Annotated in this window: 21 protein-coding genes and 2 tRNA genes; 10 read left to right on the top strand and 13 right to left on the bottom strand. The window is 64.3% G+C overall.

Translation table 11 applies throughout. From position 1 onward, the window contains the following. Position 1: 1 nt before the first annotated feature. Entirely contained in the window at positions 2 to 2,467 is a 2,466-nt protein-coding gene (rnr, locus tag CR103_RS13270) for a ribonuclease R (protein WP_099916460.1), read from the bottom strand. Positions 2,468 to 2,829: 362 nt separating this feature from the next. On the opposite strand from rnr, the gene CR103_RS13265 reads away from it, so the two are divergent. The 6 genes from CR103_RS13265 to phaP all read left to right on the top strand — a co-directional run bounded on the left by CR103_RS13265 (position 2,830) and on the right by phaP (position 6,260). Next, positions 2,830 to 2,914: transfer RNA gene (locus CR103_RS13265), tRNA-Leu, on the top strand. A 128-nt stretch (positions 2,915 to 3,042) separates the two neighbouring features. Beyond that, positions 3,043 to 3,127 (top strand) — tRNA-Leu (locus tag CR103_RS13260). Positions 3,128 to 3,310: 183 nt separating this feature from the next. Continuing rightward, positions 3,311 to 3,508 carry a heavy-metal-associated domain-containing protein gene (locus tag CR103_RS13255; RefSeq protein ID WP_099916459.1) on the top strand — a complete coding sequence of 66 codons (198 nt, stop codon included), beginning with the start codon at positions 3,311 to 3,313 and terminating at the stop codon, positions 3,506 to 3,508. A gap of 68 nt (positions 3,509 to 3,576) precedes the next feature. Further along, the gene (locus tag CR103_RS13250) at positions 3,577 to 5,373 is read left to right on the top strand and encodes an ATP-binding protein (RefSeq protein WP_229443050.1); all 1,797 of its coding nucleotides are present in this window, start codon (positions 3,577 to 3,579) and stop codon (positions 5,371 to 5,373) included. A gap of 60 nt (positions 5,374 to 5,433) precedes the next feature. Next, positions 5,434 to 5,640, top strand: a complete 207-nt coding sequence (locus CR103_RS13245; RefSeq protein ID WP_099916458.1) for a hypothetical protein — start codon at positions 5,434 to 5,436, stop codon at positions 5,638 to 5,640. Positions 5,641 to 5,711: 71 nt separating this feature from the next. After that, positions 5,712 to 6,260 carry a TIGR01841 family phasin gene (gene phaP, locus CR103_RS13240; RefSeq protein ID WP_099916457.1) on the top strand — a complete coding sequence of 183 codons (549 nt, stop codon included), beginning with the start codon at positions 5,712 to 5,714 and terminating at the stop codon, positions 6,258 to 6,260. Positions 6,261 to 6,317: 57 nt separating this feature from the next. Here the strand turns inward: phaP and tssA are convergent, their stop codons facing one another. From tssA to CR103_RS13220, 4 genes are all read right to left on the bottom strand, one after another. Further along, the gene (gene tssA / locus CR103_RS13235; RefSeq protein WP_229443049.1) at positions 6,318 to 7,355 is read right to left on the bottom strand and encodes a type VI secretion system protein TssA; all 1,038 of its coding nucleotides are present in this window, start codon (positions 7,353 to 7,355) and stop codon (positions 6,318 to 6,320) included. A gap of 10 nt (positions 7,356 to 7,365) precedes the next feature. Continuing rightward, positions 7,366 to 10,032 carry a type VI secretion system ATPase TssH gene (tssH, locus tag CR103_RS13230; RefSeq protein ID WP_099916456.1) on the bottom strand — a complete coding sequence of 889 codons (2,667 nt, stop codon included), beginning with the start codon at positions 10,030 to 10,032 and terminating at the stop codon, positions 7,366 to 7,368. A gap of 77 nt (positions 10,033 to 10,109) precedes the next feature. Continuing rightward, positions 10,110 to 10,595, bottom strand: a complete 486-nt coding sequence (gene tssE / locus CR103_RS13225; protein WP_099916455.1) for a type VI secretion system baseplate subunit TssE — start codon at positions 10,593 to 10,595, stop codon at positions 10,110 to 10,112. 3 nt (positions 10,596 to 10,598) lie between these two features. Further along, the gene (locus CR103_RS13220; protein ID WP_180279388.1) at positions 10,599 to 11,141 is read right to left on the bottom strand and encodes a penicillin-insensitive murein endopeptidase; all 543 of its coding nucleotides are present in this window, start codon (positions 11,139 to 11,141) and stop codon (positions 10,599 to 10,601) included. On the opposite strand from CR103_RS13220, the gene CR103_RS22100 reads away from it, so the two are divergent. From CR103_RS22100 to CR103_RS13205, 3 genes are all read left to right on the top strand, one after another. Further along, complete coding sequence (locus tag CR103_RS22100; protein WP_143752602.1) at positions 11,126 to 11,773, top strand: hypothetical protein; 648 nt, start codon at positions 11,126 to 11,128, stop codon at positions 11,771 to 11,773. The genes CR103_RS13220 and CR103_RS22100 overlap by 16 nt on opposite strands. 99 nt (positions 11,774 to 11,872) lie before the next feature. Then, positions 11,873 to 13,549 (top strand): VRR-NUC domain-containing protein, encoded by a 1,677-nt coding sequence (locus CR103_RS13210; RefSeq protein WP_099916452.1) that lies wholly within the window; start codon positions 11,873 to 11,875, stop codon positions 13,547 to 13,549. Next, positions 13,528 to 15,813 carry an ATP-dependent DNA helicase gene (locus tag CR103_RS13205; protein WP_099916451.1) on the top strand — a complete coding sequence of 762 codons (2,286 nt, stop codon included), beginning with the start codon at positions 13,528 to 13,530 and terminating at the stop codon, positions 15,811 to 15,813. The genes CR103_RS13210 and CR103_RS13205 overlap by 22 nt, the downstream gene beginning before the upstream one ends. A 114-nt stretch (positions 15,814 to 15,927) precedes the next feature. Here CR103_RS13205 and CR103_RS13200 read toward each other — a convergent pair whose 3' ends face one another. The 7 genes from CR103_RS13200 to CR103_RS13180 all read right to left on the bottom strand — a co-directional run bounded on the left by CR103_RS13200 (position 15,928) and on the right by CR103_RS13180 (position 21,989). Continuing rightward, on the bottom strand, positions 15,928 to 16,566 hold the full coding sequence (locus CR103_RS13200; RefSeq protein ID WP_099916450.1) for a LytR/AlgR family response regulator transcription factor: 639 nt from the start codon (positions 16,564 to 16,566) through the stop codon (positions 15,928 to 15,930). Beyond that, entirely contained in the window at positions 16,557 to 17,087 is a 531-nt protein-coding gene (locus CR103_RS13195) for a sensor histidine kinase (protein WP_099916449.1), read from the bottom strand. The genes CR103_RS13200 and CR103_RS13195 overlap by 10 nt, the downstream gene beginning before the upstream one ends. Next, positions 17,068 to 17,772, bottom strand: a complete 705-nt coding sequence (locus tag CR103_RS13190; protein ID WP_099916448.1) for a LiaI-LiaF-like domain-containing protein — start codon at positions 17,770 to 17,772, stop codon at positions 17,068 to 17,070. The genes CR103_RS13195 and CR103_RS13190 overlap by 20 nt, the downstream gene beginning before the upstream one ends. Further along, the gene (locus tag CR103_RS13185; RefSeq protein ID WP_099916447.1) at positions 17,762 to 18,145 is read right to left on the bottom strand and encodes a LiaI-LiaF-like domain-containing protein; all 384 of its coding nucleotides are present in this window, start codon (positions 18,143 to 18,145) and stop codon (positions 17,762 to 17,764) included. The genes CR103_RS13190 and CR103_RS13185 overlap by 11 nt, the downstream gene beginning before the upstream one ends. 210 nt (positions 18,146 to 18,355) lie before the next feature. Further along, a complete protein-coding gene (locus CR103_RS22725; protein ID WP_180279387.1) occupies positions 18,356 to 18,529 on the bottom strand; it encodes a hypothetical protein in 174 nt (57 codons plus the stop codon). Beyond that, positions 18,526 to 18,855 (bottom strand): hypothetical protein, encoded by a 330-nt coding sequence (locus CR103_RS23020; RefSeq protein WP_218968485.1) that lies wholly within the window; start codon positions 18,853 to 18,855, stop codon positions 18,526 to 18,528. Before CR103_RS23020 ends, CR103_RS22725 begins: the two co-directional genes overlap by 4 nt. Before the next feature lie 173 nt (positions 18,856 to 19,028). After that, positions 19,029 to 21,989 (bottom strand): TonB-dependent receptor, encoded by a 2,961-nt coding sequence (locus CR103_RS13180; RefSeq protein WP_229443048.1) that lies wholly within the window; start codon positions 21,987 to 21,989, stop codon positions 19,029 to 19,031. A gap of 228 nt (positions 21,990 to 22,217) precedes the next feature. Here CR103_RS13180 and CR103_RS13175 point away from each other — a divergent pair, with 228 nt between their 5' ends. Beyond that, positions 22,218 to 23,225, top strand: a complete 1,008-nt coding sequence (locus tag CR103_RS13175; RefSeq protein WP_099916446.1) for an N-acetylmuramoyl-L-alanine amidase-like domain-containing protein — start codon at positions 22,218 to 22,220, stop codon at positions 23,223 to 23,225. Here the strand turns inward: CR103_RS13175 and CR103_RS13170 are convergent. Continuing rightward, on the bottom strand, positions 23,200 to 23,734 hold a 535-nt coding region (locus tag CR103_RS13170), incomplete at its 5' end, for a TonB family protein (RefSeq protein WP_143752600.1). The genes CR103_RS13175 and CR103_RS13170 overlap by 26 nt on opposite strands.

Genomic DNA, 23,734 nt, shown 5'->3' with positions numbered 1-23,734 from the left:
GTTAGCGCTTCTTCCTGCTGGTCTTGCTTGGTGTTTTTACTGAACGGGACGACGGCTTGGCGGCCGCCGCCGCGGTTTTGGCGCGCTTGGCCGGCGCGGCGCGAGCGGCGTTTCCATCGACGTTGGCATCGAGTTCGTAGCGCGACTCGGTATTGGCCGAGGGCTTCCTCGACTTGGCCGGCTTGGCTTCGAGCGCTTTTGCCGCACTGCTCTTGGGCAGGCCAACGCCGGACACTTCGTCGGCGCCACCGGCCAGCACCAGGTCGATTTTGCGCGCTTCGAGGTCGACCCGGGCCACCTTGACGGACACGCGGTCGGTCAACTGGTAGCGCTTGCCGGTACGTTCGCCGCGCAGTTCGTGGCGGGCGTCGTCGTACTGGAAGAAATCGGTGCCCAGCTCGGTGATATGGACCAGGCCTTCGACGTACAGCGCATCGAGCTGGACAAAAATGCCGAAGGTGGTCACGCCCGAGACGACGCCGGTAAATTCTTCGCCCAGCTTGTCCTTGATGAAGTAGCACTTGAGCCAGGCTTCGACGTCGCGCGACGCTTCATCGGCGCGCCGCTCGTTGGCCGAACAGTGCACGCCGAGCGCGTCCCAGATCGTCAGGTCTTTTTCCTGCTTTTGCGTGCCTTGCGCCTTGTCCTTGGCCTGCTTCTTGCGCGTCGCGTTCGACACGTTCGAGTTCAGGCCGGACAGCTCGATGCCTTTCGGCTCGTATTTTTTACCCAGCAAGATCGCCTTGATCGCGCGGTGCGTCAACAGGTCGGGATAGCGCCGGATCGGGCTGGTGAAGTGGGCATAGGCCTCGTAGGCCAGGCCGAAGTGGCCGATGTTGTCGGGGCTGTAGACCGCCTGCTGCATCGAGCGCAGCAGCATGGTTTGCAGCAGCTGGGCGTCGGGACGCTCCTTGACCTGCTTCATCAGCACGGCGTAATCGTTGGCCGCCGGCTTGTCGCCGCCGCCCAGGTTCAGCCCGACCTGCTTGAGGAAGGTGCGCACTTGCGTGAGCTTCTCTTCGGTCGGCGCGGCGTGGATGCGGTAGGTGCCGGGATGCTTGTGGCGGATCAGGAGGTCGGCCGCGCAGACGTTAGCGGCCAGCATGCACTCTTCGATCAGCTTGTGGGCGTCGTTGCGGGTGCGCGGAATGATCTTTTCGATCTTCCCCAGCGCATTGCAGACGATGTAGGTTTCAGTGGTCTCGAAGTCGATCGCGCCGCGCGCCTGGCGCGCCTTGTTGAGGACGTGATAGACGTCGCTCAGGTTCAGCAGGTGCTGCACGATGGCCGGGCGGCGCGCCGCTTCGGGACCGGCGCTGTTGCCGAGGATGTCGGCCACTTCGTTGTAGGTCAGGCGCGCGGCGGAGTGGATCACGGCCGGGTAGAACTGGTAGGCGGTCACCTCCCCGGTCGACGACACGACCATGTCGCACACCAGGGTCAGGCGGTCGACCGCCGGGTTCAGCGAGCACAGGCCGTTCGACAGTTTCTCGGGCAGCATCGGGATCACGCGGCGCGGAAAATACACCGACGTGCTGCGCTCGAGCGCGTCGACGTCGAGCGCATCGTTGGGCCGCACGTAGTGGCTGACGTCGGCAATCGCGACGAGCAGGCGGAAGCAGTCTTCGTTGCCGATCCTGACCGGCTCGCAGTACACCGCATCGTCGAAGTCGCGCGCGTCTTCGCCGTCGATGGTAACTAGCGGCACGTCGCGCAGGTCGACCCGGTCTTCGAGGTCGGCGTCGCGTACTTCAGCGGGCAGCTTGGCGGCCGATTTGAGCGCCGCCGCCGAAAAAATGTGCGGCACGCCGAACTTGCGCACGGCGATTTCGATTTCCATGCCGGGGTCGTCGAGGTCGCCCAGCACTTCGACGATGCGCCCGGTCGGCTGCTTGAAACGCGACGGCTGGTCGATCAGTTCGACGCTGACGATCTGGCCGGCCTTGGCCTTGCCGGGCGAGCCGGCGACCAGCACGTCCTGGCCGATGCGCTTGTCTTCCGGGGCAATCAGCCAGACGCCGTTTTCGTTGAGCAGGCGGCCGATAATGTGGCTGTTGGCGCGCGTGACGACTTCGACGATGGTCGCTTCCTTGCGGCCGCGGCGGTCGGTGCCGGTGACTTTCGCCATGACGCGATCGCCATGCAGCACTTTCTGCATTTCTTTGTCGGACAAAAACAAGTCTTCACCCGGCTCGTCGGGAATGACGAAGCCGAAGCCCTCGCGGTGGGCGCTGACCTTGCCGGCAACGAAGCCGGAATGGTCGGCCAGCTCGAACAGGCCGGACTGGTCCGAATGGATCTGGCCGTCGCGCTGCATCGCATTCAGGCGGCGCGACAGCACCTCCACTGCGTCCGGGTCGACATTAAGGGCGCGCGCCAGTGCTGCCGCGTCAAGCGGGGACTGTGCATCGCGGAAAATGCCGAGAATTTCCTCGCGGCTGGGAATGGTATGAGTAGGTTGGTTCAAATCGTTTTCAGTAATTGTATTGGCAGTGCTCCCGGTATGACGCCCGGATGACTGGCACATTGGTTGGATTGACACGTCTGTTCCGCGTAGTGTACCGGAGGACACCCTATTTCGCCTAACGTGCCGCGCGCCGAAAATACTTGGGCCGGCGCTTTGACATTTCAAATTGTTCCGCTATAATTTCGGTCTTTCGCGGCAGTGACAAGCTGGCACGAAGCAAGCTGGGTAACAGCGGCTGGAATAGCACCAAGGGTAACGAAAGTTAGTCTGGCGCAAAACTCCAAAGGCTAGTATGATAGCAGAAGTTGGCGGTAACGCCGATTAGTTACGAGGCAGTTAGCAACACAATGTAGTAACCCAGTGCCCACGTGGCGGAATTGGTAGACGCGCATGGTTCAGGTCCATGTGCCTTAGGGTGTGGGGGTTCGAGTCCCTCCGTGGGCACCACTACCGGATGTATTTCCGCAGGTTTTAAAGTAAGCATCATCACTGCGCCGTGATCGTTTCAAGATTGCGGCGTTTTAGTTTGAAGCAGTTTGTTTTGGTTGTCGCAGTACCGCAGTAGCAGCATCAGTGCCCACGTGGCGGAATTGGTAGACGCGCATGGTTCAGGTCCATGTGCCTTAGGGTGTGGGGGTTCGAGTCCCTCCGTGGGCACCACTACCGGATAGATAGCCGTAAAACGCCGCCTCCCTTGAAAAAGGGAGGCGGCGTTTTTCTATGGTGCGTCGTTCTTTTATGGGTGCGTCGTTGTGACACGCGCGCACGCTTTGGGCCGATGTTGTACATTGGTCGTGCCGGTGCAGCCGCACCGGCATTGGCTCCGTCGGACTGGACACCCCCATGCTCACATTGCACATTCCCGCCATTAGCTGCGAGCACTGCGCCCGCATCATCAGCGACACCGTCCGCCATCTCGATCCGGCGGCCATCGTGCAGGTCGACGTCGGCGCGCGCACCGCCGTGATCGAAACCCGCGCCGACGCCGTCATCGTGCAGGACAGACTGGCCGAGGAAGGCTACCCGGCCACGCCTGCCTGATTGCGGGTGACGCACGACGTCAGGTTTGTACTACACTGGCGTTCGAAAGTTGCAAGGGAGCGGCAGGGATGGACCTGGACAAGCTGGAAGTAAACTATCACGCCATGCTGATGCAGTGGCCCGATGCGGGCGCCCTGCTCGACCTTGACAGCGGACGCCTGCAGGGCGCCAACCTCAAGGCTGCGGCCTTGTTGGGCGTGGCGAGCGAAAGCCTGGCGCACATGCCGTTGGCGCAGCTGTGCCCGCCAGGCAGGCCTTCCGACCTGCTGCTGGCCCAGTCGCAGCGCGCGCTGGGCGGCGAGAGCGTCAAGTTCGAGACCGAGCTGCGCACTGCCGGCGCCGCGCTTCCGTGCGAGGTGCTGCTGGTCCGGCTGCCGGTACCGGGCCGGCGCCTGCTGCATGCGCGCTTTGTCGACATCTCGCGCCACGTGCGTGCCGAGCAATTGCGCGACGGCGAAGGCCGCGTACTCGAGCTCATCGCGCGCGGCGCGCCGCTCAAGGACATCCTCGACCGCCTGATGCTGCTGATCGAAGCCCAGTCCGAAGGCGTGCAGTGCTCGGTCCTGCTGCTCGACGACGATGGCGTCACCGTGCACCCGATCTCGGCGCCGAGCCTGCCGCCGTCCTACATGGCGTCGCTGGAGGGACTGTCGATCGGCCCGCACGCCGGCTCGTGCGGCGCCTCCATGTTCTTCAACAAACCCGTCATCGCGCACGACATCCTGACCGACCCCGGCTGGGCGCCATACGCGGCGTTGGCCAGCCAATACGGCCTGCGTTCTTCCTGGTCGACGCCGATCGCACCCGACAAGCACACCGTGCTCGGGTCGTTCGCCATGTATCACCACAACGTGCGTAGCCCGACCGAAGACGACATGCACCTGATCGACATCGCCACCCACCTGGCCGGCATCGCGATCGAACGCACCCGCCGCGAACACGAGCTGGCGCAGCACCGCGAGAACCTGGAAGGACTGGTGGCGGCGCGCACCCTGGACCTGACCCGCGCCGTCGAGCACGCCGACCGGATCAATGGCGAACTGTTGCACGCGCTCGACACCCTGTCGCGCGCCCAGGACGAGCTGGTGCGGCGCGACAAGATGGCGGCGCTGGGCGCGCTGGTGGCCGGCGTTGCGCACGAACTGAACACACCGATCGGCAACAGCCTGATGGTGGCCACCTCGCTGGCCGAACGCACCCGCATCCTCGCGGCAGACCTGGCGGTCGGGCTGCGCCGCTCCGCGCTGGAGCGCTACCTGGCCGACTCGGGCGAGGCCGGCGAACTGCTGGTTCGCAACCTCAAGCGCGCCGCAACGCTGGTGGCCGGCTTCAAGCAGATCGCCGTCGACCATGCCAGCCTCGAGCGGCGCGATTTTTCGCTGACCCAACTGCTCTCCGAACTTGCCGCACCGCTGAAGCTGGCCGCCAAGGGCGCGCGGGTGAACCTGGCGCTTGCACTGGAACCTGGCTTGATGATGGACAGCTACCCTGGCCCGCTGTCGCAAGTGGTCACCGAGCTGTTTGAGAACAGCCTGGCGCATGCTTTCCTCGATGGGCACGGCGGCGCCGTGCGGATTACGGCGGCGATGCGCACAGGCGACCTGGTGGCGATTTCGGTAGACGACGACGGCGTCGGCATGGCGCCTCAGGTGCAGGCCAGGGCGTACGACCCGTTCTTTACCACGCGGATGGGGTCGGGCCGCTCCGGCCTGGGACTGCACGTGGCGCACAATATCGTCAGCAACATCCTGGGCGGGCGCATCGAACTGCGCAGCACACCCAGCCAGGGCGCCTGCTTTACCCTGGTCGTGCCGCTCACGGCGCCGCTCGGCCCGGCGCCAACGGCGGCTGGTACGCACCCTTGAGTTGTGCACGCTTGAGTTGCGGCCGCTTGACTTGCAGCCACAAGCGGCTATCCTCGTGCTATGAAAAAATTTTGCATTATTGCAATTGGCCTGCTGCTGACCGGCGCCGGCGCCGCGCTGGTGGCCGCGCCGGCGCCCTGGTACAAGTGGCGCAGCAAGGTCGATGGCCAGCAGGTCTGTGCGCAAACCCCGCTGGGGCCCGGCTGGGAGAAGGCCACCGGCCCTTATCAAGATAGTCATTGCGAAAAAAGAATCGCTGCTAAATAATAGACCAATAACAAGTGGGGAGATTTCTGGAAAGCCGTCCGTTGTATTTATTCCAAACCGAGGAGAAGTCCATGTTTACGAATCCCGAACAATTTGCATCCGCCACCAAGACCTTGTTTGAACTCCAGATGATGACTTTTAACGCGCTCACCAGCAAAGCGGTGCAAGGCGTTCAGCAGGTGGTTGCGCTGAACATGGCGACGGCGAAGGACAAGGTCGAAGAATCGATGGCGGCCGGCAAGGAGATCAGCCAGGCCAAGGATCCGAAGGCGGCACTGGCGGCGGCCGCCACGGCCGCCAAACCGGCCATGGGGGCCGCAGTCGAGTATGGCTCGCAGATCAAGGTCATCATGGACGATATCCGCAGTGAATTCACCCAGGCGGCCGACGCCCACATCGTCGAGGCAAAAAGCGCACTGACGGCGCTGATCTACGACGTCACGCAAAACGTCAAGCCGGGTTCGGAAAACGCGGTGGAAATCATCAAGAAGGCAATCGACAATGCGTTCCAGGGCTACGAGCAGGTGACGCAGGCGACGCGCCAGGCCGTGCAGACGGTCGAAGCGCAGATTGCGCAGGCGACCGCGCAGGTAATGCCGGGAGCTGCCAAGGACAAGTAGTTTCGCCAACCACCAATGACATGCCGCTTTTGGCGTGCTCATGGCAATCGCTGTCCATCACGGCACCGGCGGCACGCCCAGCATCTCCTCGAGTTGGGCGCACACCGCCGGATCCTTGACCACACCGCGCAGCCACACGTGCAAGGACTGTTCGCCCCAGGCAGCGGCGCGCTCGGCCAGGTAGGCGACCGGGCTGTGCGGCTCGGTGTGGCGGAAGTATTGCGCCACCGCGCGCAACTGCGCCAGCGCCTGCGCGCGCGTCTGCGGCGCGCCGGCGGGCAGTGGCGGCTGTAGCTGGCGCGGCGCGGCGGCGGACATTACTTTGGCGCCGCTGTCAACTTCTGACGCCTCCCCTGCCCCGGCCTGATCCTGCGCTTGCGGATCGCGCGCGCCTGGGCGGGCGAAGCGGATCACGTCCTCCAGCGCTTCCCTGGCGTCCTTGAAGCCGGGGCCGTCGTCGCCCAGCCGCTGGTCCGTCACGCGGCGCAGCTGAGCGATCGCGGCCAGGCAGTGCGCGCCGTCGTCCAGCAGCGCCTGGAAAAAGCCGCGCGACGTTCCCAGCTTGGCCGACTCGACCTCCTTGATCGCATCAAGCCCGCGCAAGCGCGCCGCCGCCACGTCGACCAGCGAGAACGCCGTGGCCCGCCCGTCGGTCAGCTTGACTTCGCGCGTCAGCTGCCGGACCCGCGCCTCGAGCAGGCCCATGTACCCGGCGCGCTGCTCGAAGCTGCCCTCGTCCGGCAACGGGTACAAGCCATCCCAGTAGCGCTCGCACAGCGCCGCCACCAGCAGCAAGGCGTCGCCCATGCCGCGCAGTGCGCCGGTCTTGGCGCTCGCTTCGGTCAGCCAGACCGCGAGCTTGAGGTCCTTGCTGCGCGAGCGGATCAAACTGGCGCACCTGGCCGCAACAAACGGCCAGTCGGCCGCCTTCAACGCGGTCTTCCATTCGCCCTGGTCGAGCGTCGGATCGTCGGCGAGGCGCGCCGCTTCGATCGCATCGAGTTCGCTGGAATAGGCCAGGTCCTCGCCGCAGGGATGGTCGGCGCTGACCGGCGCCAGCAGTTCTTCTACATTCAGCATGTCAGGTTTGAACATGAAACGCTCCTCAGGCCGGGTCGATTGTGTACTTGAACTTGCCGGCCTTGGTTGCGCTCACCTTGATGCGCGCAATGGCGCCGCCTTCGGCCATCCTCGCCAGCACGCTGTCGGCGATCTCCGGCAGCAGCGTGCCGTTCAGGATGGTGTCGACATTGCGCGCGCCCGAATCGACTTCGGTGCAGCGCGCCAGCACCGCATTGACGAGCGAGTCGTCGTAGTCAAATTTGGCATGGTGATTATGGTCGATACGGCGCGCGATGCGGTCGAGCTTCTGGCCGATGATACGCGCCAGGACGTCGTCGCCGATCGGATAAAACGGCACCACCGCCAGGCGGCCGAGGAAGGCCGGCTTGAAATGCTTCATCAACTGCGGGCGGATCATTTCGGCCAGCTGGTCCGGGCTGGGCAGCTCGCTAGCGCTCTTGTTCAGGCAGGCCTGCATCATCTGGCCTGATGCCACGTTCGAGGTCAGGATGATGATGGTGTTGCGAAAATCGATCTGGCGCCCTTCGGCGTCGTCCAGCACGCCCTTGTCGAACACCTGGAAGAACAGCTCGAGCACGTCGGCGTGGGCTTTTTCGACTTCGTCGAGCAGCACCACGCTGTAGGGATTGCGGCGCACCGCCTCGGTCAGCACGCCGCCTTCGCCGTAGCCGACGTAGCCTGGCGGCGAGCCCTTCAGGCCCGACACGCTGTGCGCCTCCTGGTACTCGCTCATGTTGATGGTGATCAGCTTGCGCTCGCCGCCGTACAGCAGGTCAGCCAGCGCCAGCGCGGTCTCGGTCTTGCCGATGCCGGAACTGCCGACAAACAGGAACACGCCTTTCGGCTTGTTCGGGTCGTCCAGGTTGGCGCGCGCGGTGCGCACCCGCTGCGCCACCGCGGCGCTGGCGTGCGACTGGCCGAGGATGCGCTCTTCCAGCAGCGCCTGCAGGTTCATCACCGTCTTGATTTCGTCCTTGACCATGCGCCCGAGCGGAATGCCGGTCCAGCTGGCGACGATTTCGGCCACCACGTGGCCGTCGACCTGCACCGGCACCAGCGGCGACTCGCCCTGCACTTCGCGCAGCTCATCGATCCGGGAGCGTAGCGCGCCGTTCTGGCCGGTGCTGCCCTCAACGCTGCCAAGTTCCAGGCCGCTGCGCAGGCGCTGTATCTCGGCGTTGATGGCCTGCTCGCGCTCCCAGCGTTTCTGTACCTGGCGCTGCTCCTCGGTGGCGGCGATGCGCTGTGCGCGCAGCGATGCCAGCCGGGCGCCATGATCGGCACCGGCGCTTTCCTCGCGCGTCAAAGCGGCCGACTGGGCGTCGATCCGCTCGATCCGGCGCACCAGCGCTTCGACCTGGGCCGGCGTCGCATTCTGCCCCAGCGCCACCTTGGCACAGGCGGTGTCGAGCACGCTGATGGCCTTGTCGGGCAGCTGGCGTCCGCTGATGTAGCGGTGCGACAGCCGCACCGCCGCTTCGATCGCGTCGTCATAGACCCGCACGCCGAAATGCTGTTCCATCAGCGGTGCCATCGCGCGCAGCATGGCGCAGGCGGTCTCCTCGTCCGGCTCCTCGACCTTGACGACCTGGAAGCGGCGCGCCAACGCGGCGTCTTTTTCGAAGTATTTTTTGTATTCGCTCCACGTAGTGGCCGCGATGGTGCGCAGTTCGCCGCGCGCCAGCGCCGGCTTGAGCAGGTTGGCGGCGTCGTTCTGGCCGGCCGCGCCGCCGGCGCCGATCATGGTGTGCGCTTCATCGATGAACAGGATGATGGCATGCGGGCTCTTTTTTACCTCGGTAATGACGTTCTTCAGGCGGTTTTCGAACTCGCCCTTGACGCTGGCGCCGGCCTGCAGCAGGCCCATGTCGAGCGTATGGATCTCGACCCCGCGCAGCACTGCGGGTACGTCGCCGCTGGCGATGCGCAGCGCCAGCCCTTCGACCACGGCGGTCTTGCCGACCCCCGCTTCGCCAGTCAGGATCGGGTTGTTCTGGCGGCGCCGCATCAGGATGTCGATCGCCTGGCGGATCTCCGGGTCGCGGCCGATCACCGGGTCCAGTTTGCCGGCCTTTGCGCGAGCGGTCAGGCAGGTGGTGAACTGGTCCAGCGCCGGCGTCTTGTGCGCCGCGCTTGCATCCAGTTCCGACACCGGGTCGCCCGGGCCGAACTCGCCGGCGGCGCTGGTGGCAGTGGCCGTGGTGGGCTCGGCTTCGCTTGACCCGCGCGTGAGCTTGTCGAAGTCGTGCTTCAGGCGCTCGACCGGCACCTGGGCAAACAGCGGCGAGCCGCGCCGGGCCAGTTGTGCCAGGTCGGGCGCCGTCAGCAAGGCCAGCAGCAAGTGGCCGCTGCGGATCTGGTGCGGGCCGGCGCCGTCCAGCGACGCGATCAGCCAGGCATGCTCGAACAGCGTCGGCAAATGCTTCGAAAACACCGGCGTGCGCGCGCTGCCGGTGGAAAAGCGCGCAATCTCGTGGCGCAGGTCGGTCTCCAGGCCGGTCAGGCTGATGCCGCACTGATGGGCGATGCGCACGAAGTCGCAGTTCGGTTGTTCGATCAGCGCCAGGAACAGGTGTTCGATGTCGACCTCGTAATGTCCCTGGCCGACGCAGATGCCGGCGGCGCGGGTGGCGGCGGTGCGGCTGCTGTCGTTGAGTTTTCCAATCAGCGTCTTCAGGTTGATGTCCATCGATGGCGTCCTTGGTGTGAGCGGTTGCGGCACCGGCAAGCACCGCGCCGCGGTTGGTTTGAAGTTGAAATCGATTTCTAGGTGCGCACGGTGCGCGCCGCCTTGCTGATCGAGTAATGCAGCGACGACGGCTGCAGCACCGCATTGAAGTTGACAGGTTCGGCCGAAGCTTCCACCTGCAGCACGGCGTTGATGACGAAATTGAGGCGATTGACGCTGCCCTGCTCGAGTTCAAGCGATGCGCTGACCTCGCGCAGGCGCGGCTCGTGCTGCTCGATGGCCGCTTTCAGGCTGGCGCAGATGGCGGCGCGGTCGTCGGTGCTGGAGAGGCAAAAGCCGGCGAAGTCGATCAGGCCGTAACTGATGATCGACTTGCGGCATTCGGGGAAGAGCTCGAGCATGTCGGGGGCGATGCCGATACGGGTATTGAGCAGCGCCTCGAGGTCGCGCGCAACGCTGTCCTTGAGCTGGTCCATCGACAGGCGCGACACGACCCCGCTGGCAGCGTTGTGCGCGCGTTCGCCGAACAGGCGGTCAAGCAAGCTGGGGACAAAGCCTTTCATGGATCAGCAGGTCGATCCGGGAACGGTTTTCCCGGTCGTCAGGTCCAGGCCGAAATCGCACGCATGGCCCGCACCTTTCCGGTAGCGGCAAGACAATGACTGTAAATGGTCATCGTGACCGACCAGGAATTTGACGCCACGGATCCGGAGGTGGTTAAAATACCCGACATCGACTTCGCCGGAATCCAGAAATAAATCGACAAGCTTCGCGGTTGCATCGTGGTCATACAGCTTGTCAAACCGCGTTACGCGCAGGTTGTTTCCATCCTGCCGCAAAGGCCGCACATCAACGTCCAGGCCACCCCGATGAGAACGGTGATCCTTCATTTTTGTGCCTCCGGCAACGCTAATGTGCCCAATTCCTAGTTTTCGGCCGTCCTCGGCTTGCCAAAAGCTTTCGACTCTACAGATCAAAGAAAGCAGTGTGGGGTGGGCGAACCGGGCAGCACCGCCGCCAGGCGTGCCATTGGTGTAGTACCCAACTTGTTCAGGCCCTTGCGGCAACATGAGAAATCCGCGCGTATCGGCCGATGCAATTTCTTTCATCTGAACTCCCATCGATTCAAAACAGGGGGCTCATCCATACGGAGAGCCACCCCGACCGACCGGCGCGCGAAAACATCCCGGCGCGCCAGCCGGCGCTGGCCGAATCGAAGGCAGCGCCCGATGCGTACGGCGCGCGCCCGCCAATCTTGGCCGGCAACGACGCTGGCTTCGCGCCGCTACCCGCACTCGCGCCCACGCCCATCCCCGCCTCTATGCCGGCCCAACCGCAGCTGCCGGCCACGGTCGTCGATGCGCGGCCAGCCCGTACCGATGCTCCCGCCCGGCCGTCGCTGGTCATGCTCAAGCCGGCGCCGGTCAAGGCGGTCGCGGCCGGGCCGGCAGCCATCGCGCCGCGCAAGAGCACCCCGGTTGTCGCAGTCAAGCCGGCGCCGGTACGTGCTCTGGTGGCAAACGCTTCGCGGCCGAAGAAATCGTCGTCGGCGCCGGAGCGGGCCCCGGCCGCGGCGCTCGACCCGGCCGTCGAAAGCGACGTCGCCTTGTTGTCGGCGATCATCATACATTCCAGTCGCCATGCCGGCGAACGGGCGCAGCTCGAAGCGGCCCGCTGCGGCGGCGGCAAAAAGTGCGCCCTCGCTCCCGCCCCGCTGACGTCGCTGAAAGCCACGGACTGAATTTCAAGCACGCCAGCCCGATTTTGCTGGGGACTGCCCGCCTCTTCGGTTATACTGTATGTATGCACAGTGCAGCACCAGGAATTGCGGCAGTCCCACATGAACAAAGTATTCGATAACCAGTTCTACTACCTGGACAACTTCCAGCGCGTACTGGACTGGATCGGCGAGCGCTACAACGACCTTTTGACCGACGACGAGCGGGACTTTCTTGCCACCTTCGCGGTGCTGCCGCAGCCGTCGCGCGCCTTGTTCGTCCGCATGGTCATGCGCAAGGGCAGCCTGTTCCGCGCCAGCAAGCTCAACTATGCCGAGATCGGCTGCCCGGTCGAGGCCGCGCGCTACCTGCCGCCCGCTTGGGTCGAGCCCGACCCGGTGCTTTCAATCGACGACTTGTTCGAGCTCTTGTCCAAACCCGAGATCGGCTCCCTGTTCGGCGTGCCGGCGCACCAGCTATCTGGCCGCAAGGGCGACGTGCTGGCGGCGCTGCGCCCCGGTTTTACTGACGCGCGCCGGTTTTCGGCCTGGCACAGCAACAGCGGCGACCATGTTTTCCAGATCAGCGTCAAGCCGCTGTGCGACCGCCTGCGGTTGATCTTTTTCGGCAATTTTCGCCAGGACTGGACCGAGTTCGTGCTGTCGGATCTCGGCCTGTGCCGCTACGAAACGGTCGAGTTCTCGGCCGCCTCGCGCGGCTTTCGTAGCCGCGCCGACATCGACCGCTACCTTGAACTACATCACTGCAAGGAAAAATTCCGCGCCAACGACGGGTTAAGTGACAACCTGGGCGACCTGCAGCTGCTGCTGCCGTCGGCGCCGTTCGAGAACGACTGGCTCAACAGCCGGCGCGAACGCCTGGTGTTCCAGATCGCCCGGCACTATGAACAACGCAAACAGTGGAGTGACGCCTACGACCTGTACGCGCACTGCAGCTTTCCCGGCGCGCGGGCGCGCGCCATCCGCGTACTCGAAAAGAACAAGCAATATGCCCAGGCTTACCAACTGCTGCTGGCGGCCCAGGGCGCGCTTGAAAGCGACGCCGAGCGCCAGCAACTGCTGCGCATCTCGCCGCGGCTGACGCGCCGACTGGGCCGCCCGACCACCCGCGCGCCGCGCCCGCCCGTCGTCGCCACGCTCGAACTGCGGTTGCCGGTGCCGGTCACTGGCCGCTGGGTCGAGGGCGCCGTGCGCGACCATCTGGCGCGCGTTGGTACCCCCGATGCCCCCGGTGCCCCCGTGTTCTACGTCGAAAACACGCTGATCAACGCCTTGTTCGGCCTGTTGTGCTGGCGCGCCGTTTTCAGCGCCATCCCGGGCGCCTTTTTTCACCCGTTCCACCGCGGACCGGCCGACCTGTACAGCCTCGACTTCTTCCAGCGCCGCGCGGGCGAATTCGGCGCCTGCCTGGCCGAACTCGACGGCGAGCTCTGGCGCGATACCATCCGCGCCAATTTCGCCGCCAAGGCCGGCATCATGTCGCCCTTTGTCGCCTGGGACGCCATCAGCGCCGAGCTGCTCGAACTGGCACTGACCTGCATTTCCGCCCGCGACCTGAAGAAAATGTTCGAACGCATCCTGCAAGACGTCCAGGCCAACCGCACCGGCTTCCCCGACCTGATTCAATTCTGGCCGGCCGAGCGGCGCTACAGCATGATCGAGGTGAAGGGCCCGGGCGACCGCCTGCAGGACAACCAATTGCGCTGGATCGACTACTGCGCCACCCACCGGATGCCGGTCTCGGTGTGCTATCTCGAATGGATCGAGGCGCAAGGGTGAGCGTGAGCTGCGTCGCGCGTTACGTCGTGGCGGTGCGCGCGCTGTGCGACTTCACCGCCAAGGCGGGCGACCTCGACCTGCGCTTCACGCCCTCACCCACCGCCCTCGAAGGCATCAACGGCCATGCAGTGGTGACGGCGCGGCGCGGCCCGGCCTACCAGGCCGAGGTAGCCCTGTCCGGCAGCCACGGGCAGTTGCTGGTACGCGGGCGCGCCGACGGCTACGACCCGGACCAGAACCTGCTGGAAGAAATCAAGACCTACCGCGGCCGCTTGGACAGTTTGCCCGAACGCCACCGCCATCTGCACTGGGCCCAGTTGCGGGTCTACGGCCACCTGCTGTGCCAGGCGCGCGGCCTCGAGCAGGTCAATCTGGCCCTGGTCTATTTCGACATCGCCCGCCAGAGCGAGACCGTACTGCGCGAAACCGCCTCGGCGCTTGAGCTGGCCGCGCTGTTCGCCGGCCAGTGCGAGCGCTTTGTCGCCTGGGCCGGCCAGGAACTGGCGCACCGCGGCGCGCGCAATGAATCTTTGAGCAATTTGCAGTTCCCGCATGCGCAATTTCGCCCCGGCCAGCGCCACCTGGCCGAAACCATCTTCCGCGCCAACAGCAGCGCTCGCTGCGTGCTGGCACAGGCGCCGACCGGCATCGGCAAGACCGTCGGCAGCCTGTTCCCGGTACTGAAGGCGGCACCGGGCCAGCAGCTCGACAAGGTGTTTTATCTGGCCGCGAAAACGCCGGGCCGCCAGCTGGCGCTCGACGCGCTGGCCACCATCCGGTCCGGCACGCGCACTATTCCATTGCGGGTGCTCGAACTGGCCGCGCGCGACAAGGCCTGCGAGCACCCCGACAAGGCTTGCCACGGCGACTCCTGCCCGCTGGCCAAGGGATTCTACGACCGCCTGCCGCAAGCGCGCAGCGCGGCCGCGGCATTACCGGTGATGGACCGGGCATCGCTGCGAACGGCCGCGCTGGCGCACGGCGTCTGTCCCTATTACCTGGGCACCGAGATGGCCAAATGGGCCGACGTCATCGTCGGCGACTACAACTATTACTTCGATGGCGGCGCGATGCTGTACGCCCTCTCCACGGCCAACGGCTGGCGGATCAGCGTGCTGGTCGACGAAGCGCACAACCTGGTCGCGCGCGCCCGCGCAATGTATTCGGCCGAGCTTTCGCGCGCAAGCTTGCGGGCGGCGCGCGCCCTGGCCACGCCGGCGTTGAAAAAATCGCTGGATCGGGTCGCCCGCAGCTGGACTGAACTCGACAAGGCTTGCGCCGCGCCCTACCAGGTGATGCCGGAACTACCAGGCAAGCTGCTCGCCAACCTGCAGGCGGCGGCCGGCGACATCACCGAGTTCCTGGCCGAGGACCCGGCGCCGCTCGAACCGGCGCTGCAGCGTTTCTATTTCGATGCGTTGCATTTCGCGCGCCTGGCCGAATCGTTCGGCGCGCACTCGCTGTTCGACGTATCGCGTGACGAAACACACGGCTCAACCCTCTGCGTCCGCAACATCGTGCCGGCGCCTTTTTTAAAGCCGCGCTTTGCCGCCGCCCATTCGAGCGCGCTGTTTTCGGCCACCCTCAGTCCGTGGCACTACTACAGCGACGCGCTCGGCATGCCGGCCGACACCGCGTGGATCGACGTTGAATCGCCGTTTTCCGCCGGCCAGCTCGAGGTGCGCGTGGTGAACCGCATCTCGACCCGCTTCCAGCACCGCGCCCGCTCGGTGGCGCCGATCGCGGAACTGATCGCCGCCCAGTACCGCGCCGCGCCGGGCAACTACCTGGCGTTTTTCAGCAGCTTCGATTATCTCGACCAGGTGGCGCAGGCGTTCGCCGAACAGCATCCGGCAATTACGGCGTTCAGCCAGTCGCGCCGGATGGATGAGAATGAAAGGGCGGCCTTCCTGGCGCGCTTCACCAGCGACAGCTGCGGCATCGGCTTCGCGGTGCTGGGCGGCTCCTTCGGCGAAGGCATCGACCTGCCCGGCGCGCGGTTGATCGGTGCCTTCATCGCCACGCTTGGCCTTCCGCAAATGAATCCGGTGAACGAACAGGTGAGGCAGCGCATGGAGGCGACGTTCGGCGCCGGCTACGACTACACCTACCTGTATCCGGGGATCCAGAAAGTGGTGCAGGCGGCGGGACGGGTGATCCGCACCAGCGGCGACCGCGGCGTGGTGGTCCTGATCGACGACCGGTTTTCGCAGCCGGATGTGCAGGCGCTGCTGCCAAAGTGGTGGGGACTTGGCACGGCGTAGTCAATGGGGTCCCCGCGTGCGCGAGGACGACGGGGTAAGGTCGTCGTCCTCGCGCACGCGGGGACGAAGGGGTAAGGTCGTCGTCCTCGCGCACGCGGGGACCCCATTTCGCTTCTATCCCAGCAGCGCCCGCAGCTTCTGATACCCGCTGCGGCTGACCGGAACACGTCGCCCATCTTGCAGCACCACGCAATGGCTGTCCTTGCCCGCCGGCTCGATCCGGCTCATGCGCTCGATGTTGACGATGTATGAGCGATGGATGCGCACGAAGCGCCCCGCATCGAGCAGTACCTCGAGCTCGGCCAGGCGCTGGTTCTTCAGCCACGCCTTGCCGCCCGTGCTGATGCACACGTAATCGTCCTGCGCCTCGATGACGTCGATGTCGGCGGTAGCCTGCACTGGACCGGCGCGCGCGTGCGCCAGCGCCACATCGAGCCGCTGCTGGCTGAACGGCTTGAGCAGATAATCGATCGCGTGCACCTCAAACGCCTTGATGGCGTACTGCTCGAAGGCGGTGACGAAAATGACGCGTATTGCTGGTGCCTGGCCTGCCAGTTCCAACACCTCAAAGCCGTTCAGTTTCGGCATCTGGATGTCGAGGAACGCCAGGTCCGGCTGCAATTCGGCGATCGCCTTGACCGCTTCGAAGCCGTTGGCGCATTCGCCGACGATGTCGATGTCGGCATGCGCGCCGAGGTATTCGCGCAGCACGCCGCGCGCCAGTTGTTCGTCGTCGACGATGATCACCCGCATGTCGATGCGCCCTTGATTTCGTCCTTTGTTTCGAACGGAATCGTCAGCTCGACCCGGAACCGGTTACCGCTGCGCGACCAGTGGATCGCGGCCTGCTCGCCGTAAGCCGCGGCAAGCCGCTGGCGCACGTTGGCCAGGCCAATGCCGTTGCGCGATGCCGTCGGCTGGGCGGCATCGACGTCATTTTCCACGCTGAGCCGCAACTGCGAGCCGGCGCGCGCGGCATGAATGCGCACCGCACCGCCTTCAGTCAAATTGCCGATGCCGTGCTTGACCGCGTTCTCGACCAGCGGCTGCAGGATCAGCGGCGGCAGCAGGCAGGCCAGCGCGTCGATCGCCACGTCGCGTTTGACCACCAGCCGTTCGCCGAAGCGCACCTGTTCGGTCGCCAGGAAATGCAGCGCCAGCGTCACCTCGGCGTCGAGGCTGACCTTGCGGTGCGCCTCCAGGCCGAGCGTGTGAACAGTGCGGCGCCACGCCTGCTGGCGAACGGTCCCTGCATCAGTTGCGAACTTCCACACCGCCTATAATGGCGTGACCACGCACGATCAGGCGCTTGCTGTTGTCCGGCGGCGGCGCGGTCTTCTCGGTGAAGCCGCCCATGATCGGCGTACCGTGCAACACGATCGTCCAATCCGGCGGGCACTTGAGGGTGATACCGCCCCACATGACGAACACATTGATCACCGCTTCGCCGTCGATCGACGAGCCGCGCAAGTCGAGCTCGCAGCCGCCCATCACGGCGGTTATTTCGCCGCCCTTGAAGTTCTCCGTATTGATGCGGCGCTCGAAGCCGCCGAGGATGGCAGTGACATCGACGACGTCGTCGGACCCGACCGCGTCTTTTGCCGACGAGCCGACCAGGCGCCGCCCGGCGACGGCGCGGTACACCACCGAGCCGCCCAGCGCAATGAGCATCACCGGCCAGATCGTGCGCCAGCTGAAATACACCAGGCCAAGCCGGTCCAGCATCATCAGCACGCCGACCAGGATCAGCGCGCCGCCGAGAATAACGCCGTCCGAGCTGTTGGTGTCGCACAGCTTGATGACGCCGACCACGATGAACGCCATCGGCCAGAACGACAGGGCGCGACCGAAATTCCAGATGTTCATGTTGTCGAGCAGGAACAGCAGCCCCATGCCGATCACCAGCATGCCGAGGATCACCTGGCGCGACACATTCTTGCTTGGCATTTCAGTTTTCATGGCCAGACTCCCCGGTTGGTGGATTGATGGCGAAGCGCGCGCGGATGAACGGCTTGAGGATCAGCGTGACGCCCCAGGCGATGATGAGGTACGGCCAGCTGGTCCAAAACGTCATCCCGAACGCACGCTCGAAGTTGGCAAACAGCCACAGGCCGATGAACATCGTCCACAGCCCGCTGGTAAAGTCGGCGGCGGTCGGATAGCCGATCATCTTGTTAATGCCGATCACTACCAGGATCAGCGGCCAATAATGCCACAGCTCAACTATCTCGACGACGCCCATCTGGTCAAGCAGGAAAGCGCCGCCCAGCCCGATCAGCAGCAGCCCCCACATCAATTGCTTGCGCCATTGGTAAGAATGAATAGTGTTCACGATCGCTCCCGTTGTCAGAGAACGCCACAATACCGCGGGCGCCATCCGGGCGACAGGGATTTTCGGTGAGTGGCGGCTGGCGGTCGGCGGACGGGAAAAAAACAGGCATAAATAGGCAAAAACGGGCCTAAGCGGGCATAAGCGGGCCTAACCGGGCGTAAAAAAACCCACCGCGTTGCCAGGGTGGGCTACTGAAAAACAGACGAACGGTTATGCCGGCGGCAAGTGCGATGCCATGGGCTGGTTCCGTACCTGGTTTTGGTACCTGGCCCGCGCAATGGCCTGCTTGACCAACTCGCGCGCCTTGTTGGCAGCCTTGATGTCTTTCTTTTCCTGCTTGCCGCGATGTTGGGCTTCGTCTTTGTTTCCAATACGCTTGGTCATGGGCAATCCTCCTGGTGTGTCGAAGGCTTTGACACGATGGTATCGGTCTTGGTTCCCGCAACCAAGTCAATCATCGCCCGTTTGTTGGATGTGGAAACTGCAGCCGCAGGCGGCGCGGGATCATGCGCGCGGCGCTCCAGGTATTCGCGCACGAGAAACTTGGTGGGATGAGCATTGGTGGACATGAGGTCTGCGCTGCCATTATCAGATGCTGCCATTGTTCGGTACTGCGCAAACGCCTGCGCAACCCCGTGATATCTGGTGCCGGTCCTTGAGGCGACCGGCTCACCTGTTGATGTTTTCGCCTTCCTTGGGTCGTTCGACAAGGGGCGTCACTCACACGGCTTCATCTTATCCGCGCACGCTTGGCTTAACCGTTAGATGCCGCACTTTCAACACGGTTTCGATAACGCAAGCCCAATATATTTTCGAAAACGCGTAAAAAAAGGGAGCCGAAGCACCCTTTTCATTTTTTACTTGCTACCACTACCGCTTCACATCAGAACTTGTATTTCAGGTTCAGGTAGAACTGGCGGCCGCTGACGTCGAGCTTTTGCGGTTCTTCTTCGCTGTAGCGATACTGCGCGCGCGCCGTGTTGAGCAAATTGGTGGCATCAAACGACGCCACCAGATTCTTGCTGATGTTGTAGTTCAGCGAGAACGCCAGGGTCGACACGCCGGCGGCGATGGTCGGCGCGGTCGGCATCGCCACACCGTTGATCACCGACAGGCCCTGGCTGTTGGAGGTCGGCGCCGGCGCGGTGCTGCTGCTGACGTACTTGCCGCGGTAGTTGTAGACCAGGCGAGCACTCAGGTCGTCGTTCTCGAAGTAACCGCCGACGTTGGCCGCCCATTCGGACGCGCCGACCATCGGGCGGCCATCGTCGACCTTTGTCCTGGCGCGGCTAACGTTGGACTGGAAGCCGAAACCGCCCCATACCGGCTGCTCGTACGCCAGTTCGATGCCGCTGATCTTGGCGCCTTGCTGGCTTGAGGTGTTCACGAAAAACGGCTTGACTTTCTGGTCGCGCGGATCGACCAGGTCGACCGTGATCTGCGACGCCGTGCCGGTCTTCACGTAACCATCAATCTTCGAATGGAACACGTTGACCGATATCAGCGAACGCGGCTTGAAGTACCAGGACCACGCCAGGTCGATATTATCCGACAGCAACGGGCGCAGGTTCGGGTTCGGGCCGTTGACGGTGCAACCGCTGGCGATGCAAGTCGGCGCGCCAAAACCGGTTCCGAGCACGTTGTAGTTCTGGCGCCCGAGGGTGCGACTGGCGCCGAAACGCACGATCATGTCCGTGTCCATCTCGTAGCGCAGGTTCAGGCTGGGCAGCAGGTTGGTGAAGGCGCGGTTGGTTGGCGTCTTGTAGTACAGCACGCCGCCATTCGGATCGAACGCCACGTTGTCCCGGTAGGATGCGCCGTCGCCGGCGGTGGTGATTGCGGTCGGATAGGCGGCGCACGGCACGGCAGGCTTGCCCGGCTCGGTACGCTTGCAGGTATTGGTCGGGATCGGCGTCGAAATGTTAGCGTCCACTTCAGTACGCACGAAACGCAGGCCGAGGTTGCCCGACCATTTGTCCAGTTCCAGGTTGGCCATCAGGTAAACGGCGCTCTGGCGTTCGCGCATGTCGATTTCGCTGGCTACGCGGCGCTCGAATTCCGGCGTGGTGGTCTTGGTAATGGCCGCAATATAGGCTTTCACCGTGGCCGGGTCGTAGGTGAAGCCGGTGTTGTCCCAGTTGGCGTTGCCCAGGCCGCTGCCGAAGTCGGACGGGTACGGCATCACGCCGGTGGTCGGCGCCGCCGGCAAGCCGCCGCGCAGCGCCGGATTGTAACGGCCGCTGGTGCGCTTATGGTCGGAATAGCGCACGCCCGATTCGATCGACTGCAGGAAGCTCTTGTCAATCTTGTATTCCGCGTCGAACTGCAAGCTGTGTTCGCGGTCGACCGTCTTGATGCCGGAGGCGGCCAAGCCGACCAGCTTGTAGCCGCTGCCGTCCGGGTTCAGGCCAGGGGTGTTGGTACCGGTGCCGAAATACTGCGAATCGGGCGGATTGCCGATGCCGTTCAGGGCGTAGCTGATGCCGGTGCCGTAACGGGCGAAGGTCAGGCCCTGGTCGAGCACGGTCTTGCCCTCGCCGCGCGTCACGCTGGCCAAGCCCTTGACGCTCAGCTCGCTGTTGACGCGGTATTTGGCGTCGAGGTCGAGGAACGCGCTGGTGGCGTTGGCGCCATCGCGGTAGAAGCCTTCCGAGTTGCCGACGTACTGCGGGGTGGTGCCGGCCGGGAAGACGATATCGGCGCTTTTCAGTACTTTCAACGGCAAGCCGTAGATCGAGGTTTGATTGACGATCACCGGATTTTTGATCTGGGCGAAAACCTGCTGGCCGTTCGACGACGTCGGCATCGCGGCGGCCGTAACTGCTCCTACCGGTTCGTTCTTACCGAGCAGCATGCTGTACATCGCGCCCGAGGTAAGCCGGCCGTGGTTGTTCGCATCCATCGACGAGTAAAAACCGGTCGCGGTGATGTCCAGGTCCCTGTTCGGCTTGAACTGGACCGACATCATGCCGCCTTTGCGGGCGCGCTCGCCTTCGACGAATTCCGATGACATGCTGCCCGGCATGCGCACGCCATTGAGATCAGCAGCCTTGAGGCCGGTCCCAGCCAGCGATTCGTCGATGATGCCCTTCATGGTAGCGGTGTTGATGACGTCCCAGCCGCTGCTGGCGCCGTAGGCGAAGCGCGAAGTGGAGTCGCGCCGGCTGTAGCGTTTTTCCTTGAATCCCTGGACGATGACGCCCATGGTACCGGCGTCGTTTTGCCACGTGGCGTTGACGTTCAGGTCTGGGGTGATCTTGTCGGGCAACTGGGCGTAGGCCGCGCCGATCGCTATCGTGCCGCTGAATTTGTCCTTTTTGTCCAGCGGCTTGCAGGTCGTCACGTTGATGGTGCCGGCCAGGCCGCCGTCGGCAATGTTCGCTTGCGACGTCTTGAAGACGATCGCCTGGTTCAGCACCGACGACGGCATCAGCGACAGGCTGGTGCTGCGGCTGCTCGAACCCTGGTCGGCGACATACCAGTCGCCGCCGCTGACGGTGTGGCCGTTGAACAGGATCAGCGACATGTCGGGATTGGTGCCGCGCATCGACACTTTTTCTGCTTCATCGTAGTCGGTACGCACGGCGACACCAGGCAGGCGCTGCAGCGAATCGGCCAGATTCTTGTCCGGCATCTTGCCGACGTCTTCGGCCGTGATGACCTCGACGTTGGCGCTTGCATTTTTCTTGACGCTGAGCGACTTGGCCATCGAAGTGCGGATACCGCTCACTTCGACGGTTTGCATCTGGGGCGCGGCTTCGGTCTGCGCCACCGCCGGCATGGCCGCCAGGCTCCACAAGGCCATCGATACAGCGGCAGCCACCGGCTTTTGTTTGAACATCATTGAATCGTCTCCTGATTTTTATGCGAAGTGAATGCCGGTGTCCCCGACCTAAGGGAAAGTATTGACGATGGTCATTTGAATGAATAATCACTTATATTGTTTAGCCCATAACCTGGCGGAATGCAGGGCCGGCCCGGTGCCACCAAAGCGCGTGCATTCAGAATAAATTTTCTTTTCCAAGCGGCACGCAAGGGGTTAGGATGCAACTCCCACGTGCCAGGAACTTTCATGCGATTAGCCGCCCTGCTGTTCACCGCCGCCGCCATCTCGATTGCCGGCTGCGCGACTCGCCCTGCCGTTGCCCCGGCCACGCCCCATGCCGACGCGTCGGCGGGCAGCGCCAGCCGGGCGGAAAAACCGGTCTACCAGATGAGTCCGGTTGAAGCGGGCCGCTACATCGCCGCCGTCCACCAGGGCGAGCCGGACCTGCGCAAACGCATTGCCGCAATTGGCCGGCGCAACATCGGCCAACCGTACAAGCTGAACCTGCTTGGCGAATTTCCGTACCAATTACACGACACTTTGCCGATGTTCAGCCTCGAGCAGAGCGATTGCGTGGTGTTTGCCGAACATACGTACGCGATGGCGTTGAGCCAGTCGTGGGAAGAGTTTTTCTGGATGCTGCAGCGGATCCGCTACAAGGATGGGGTGGTCGGCGTGGCAAGCCGCAATCACTACACCGAAGTCGACTGGAATACCAACAACAACTGGCTGGTGACCGACATCAGCGCTGACCTGGCCGGCGTTGACGGACCTGCGTACGCATTGCGGGTCGACCGCGCGCGCTTTTTGAAAACGCGCCACCAGACCGACAGCAACCTGCCGCTGCAAACCAGCCGCGAAGCGTTCGTCGCCACCGGGCGAGTGGCGCAGATTGCCGACCAGCTGCAGGACGGCGATTTCGTCAACGTGATCTCGACCCGCGGCGGCGAGCACTGGGCCTCGCACGTCGGCCTGGTGGTGACCGGCGCCGGCGGGGTCCGCAACTTCCTCCATTCGGCCGAGCCGCAAGTGCGCGAAGAATCGTTCGACGCCTTTATTGCCCGCACCCGCGCGCGCGAGGAACGCAACGCCGCCGCCGGCAAGCCCGGCCAGAAGCTGGCCGGCTTCAAGTTCCTGCGGCTGAATGGCAACATCGTGGTGCCACCGGCGCTGCCGCAGCCCCGGCCAGCGTCGGCACCAGCCGGATTCGCCCCAACCAAAACCCAGGTTAGCGCAGTTCCTCCAGCAGCTTGAGCGTCTCGGCGAAGCTCCAGATGCGGCGTACTTCGATGACGTCGTATCTGTCGGCGATATTCGGCGGGAAGGCCGAGTAGCGGGCGTTGAGCCGGATGATGCGGCGCACCGCGTTGTCGGTGTCGGCATTGCCGCTGGAACGCACGATGGTGACGTCCTCGACGCTGCCATCGCTGCGCAAGGCCACGCTCACCAGCGGATCGATGCGGATCCGGTCGCCATCTTGCGACGTAAAACCCAGGCCGCCGTTGCGCTCGACTTTCTGGCGGAAGCTCTCGACGTACATGCGCAGCGGGACGTCGCGCTCGGCGCCGCCGGCCACCATGCGCCGTCCGCCCCGCTGGTCGCCGCGCGGCGGCGCGCCTTGCAACAGATCGATGCCGCGCGTCAGTTCGCGCACCCGGTTGCCGGCGTCGCTGCCCAGCAGGTTTTTCGGCACCGTGGCGCCGCTGCCGCCAAGGCCGGCGCCCGGAGTGCCGGCGCCGGCCGCCGCCGCGGCTGACCGTTCG

Source organism: Massilia psychrophila (assembly GCF_002760665.1).
Classification (GTDB): Bacteria; Pseudomonadota; Gammaproteobacteria; order Burkholderiales; family Burkholderiaceae_D; genus JAFCUW01.
This window is presented reverse-complemented; position numbering and strand designations above follow the sequence as displayed.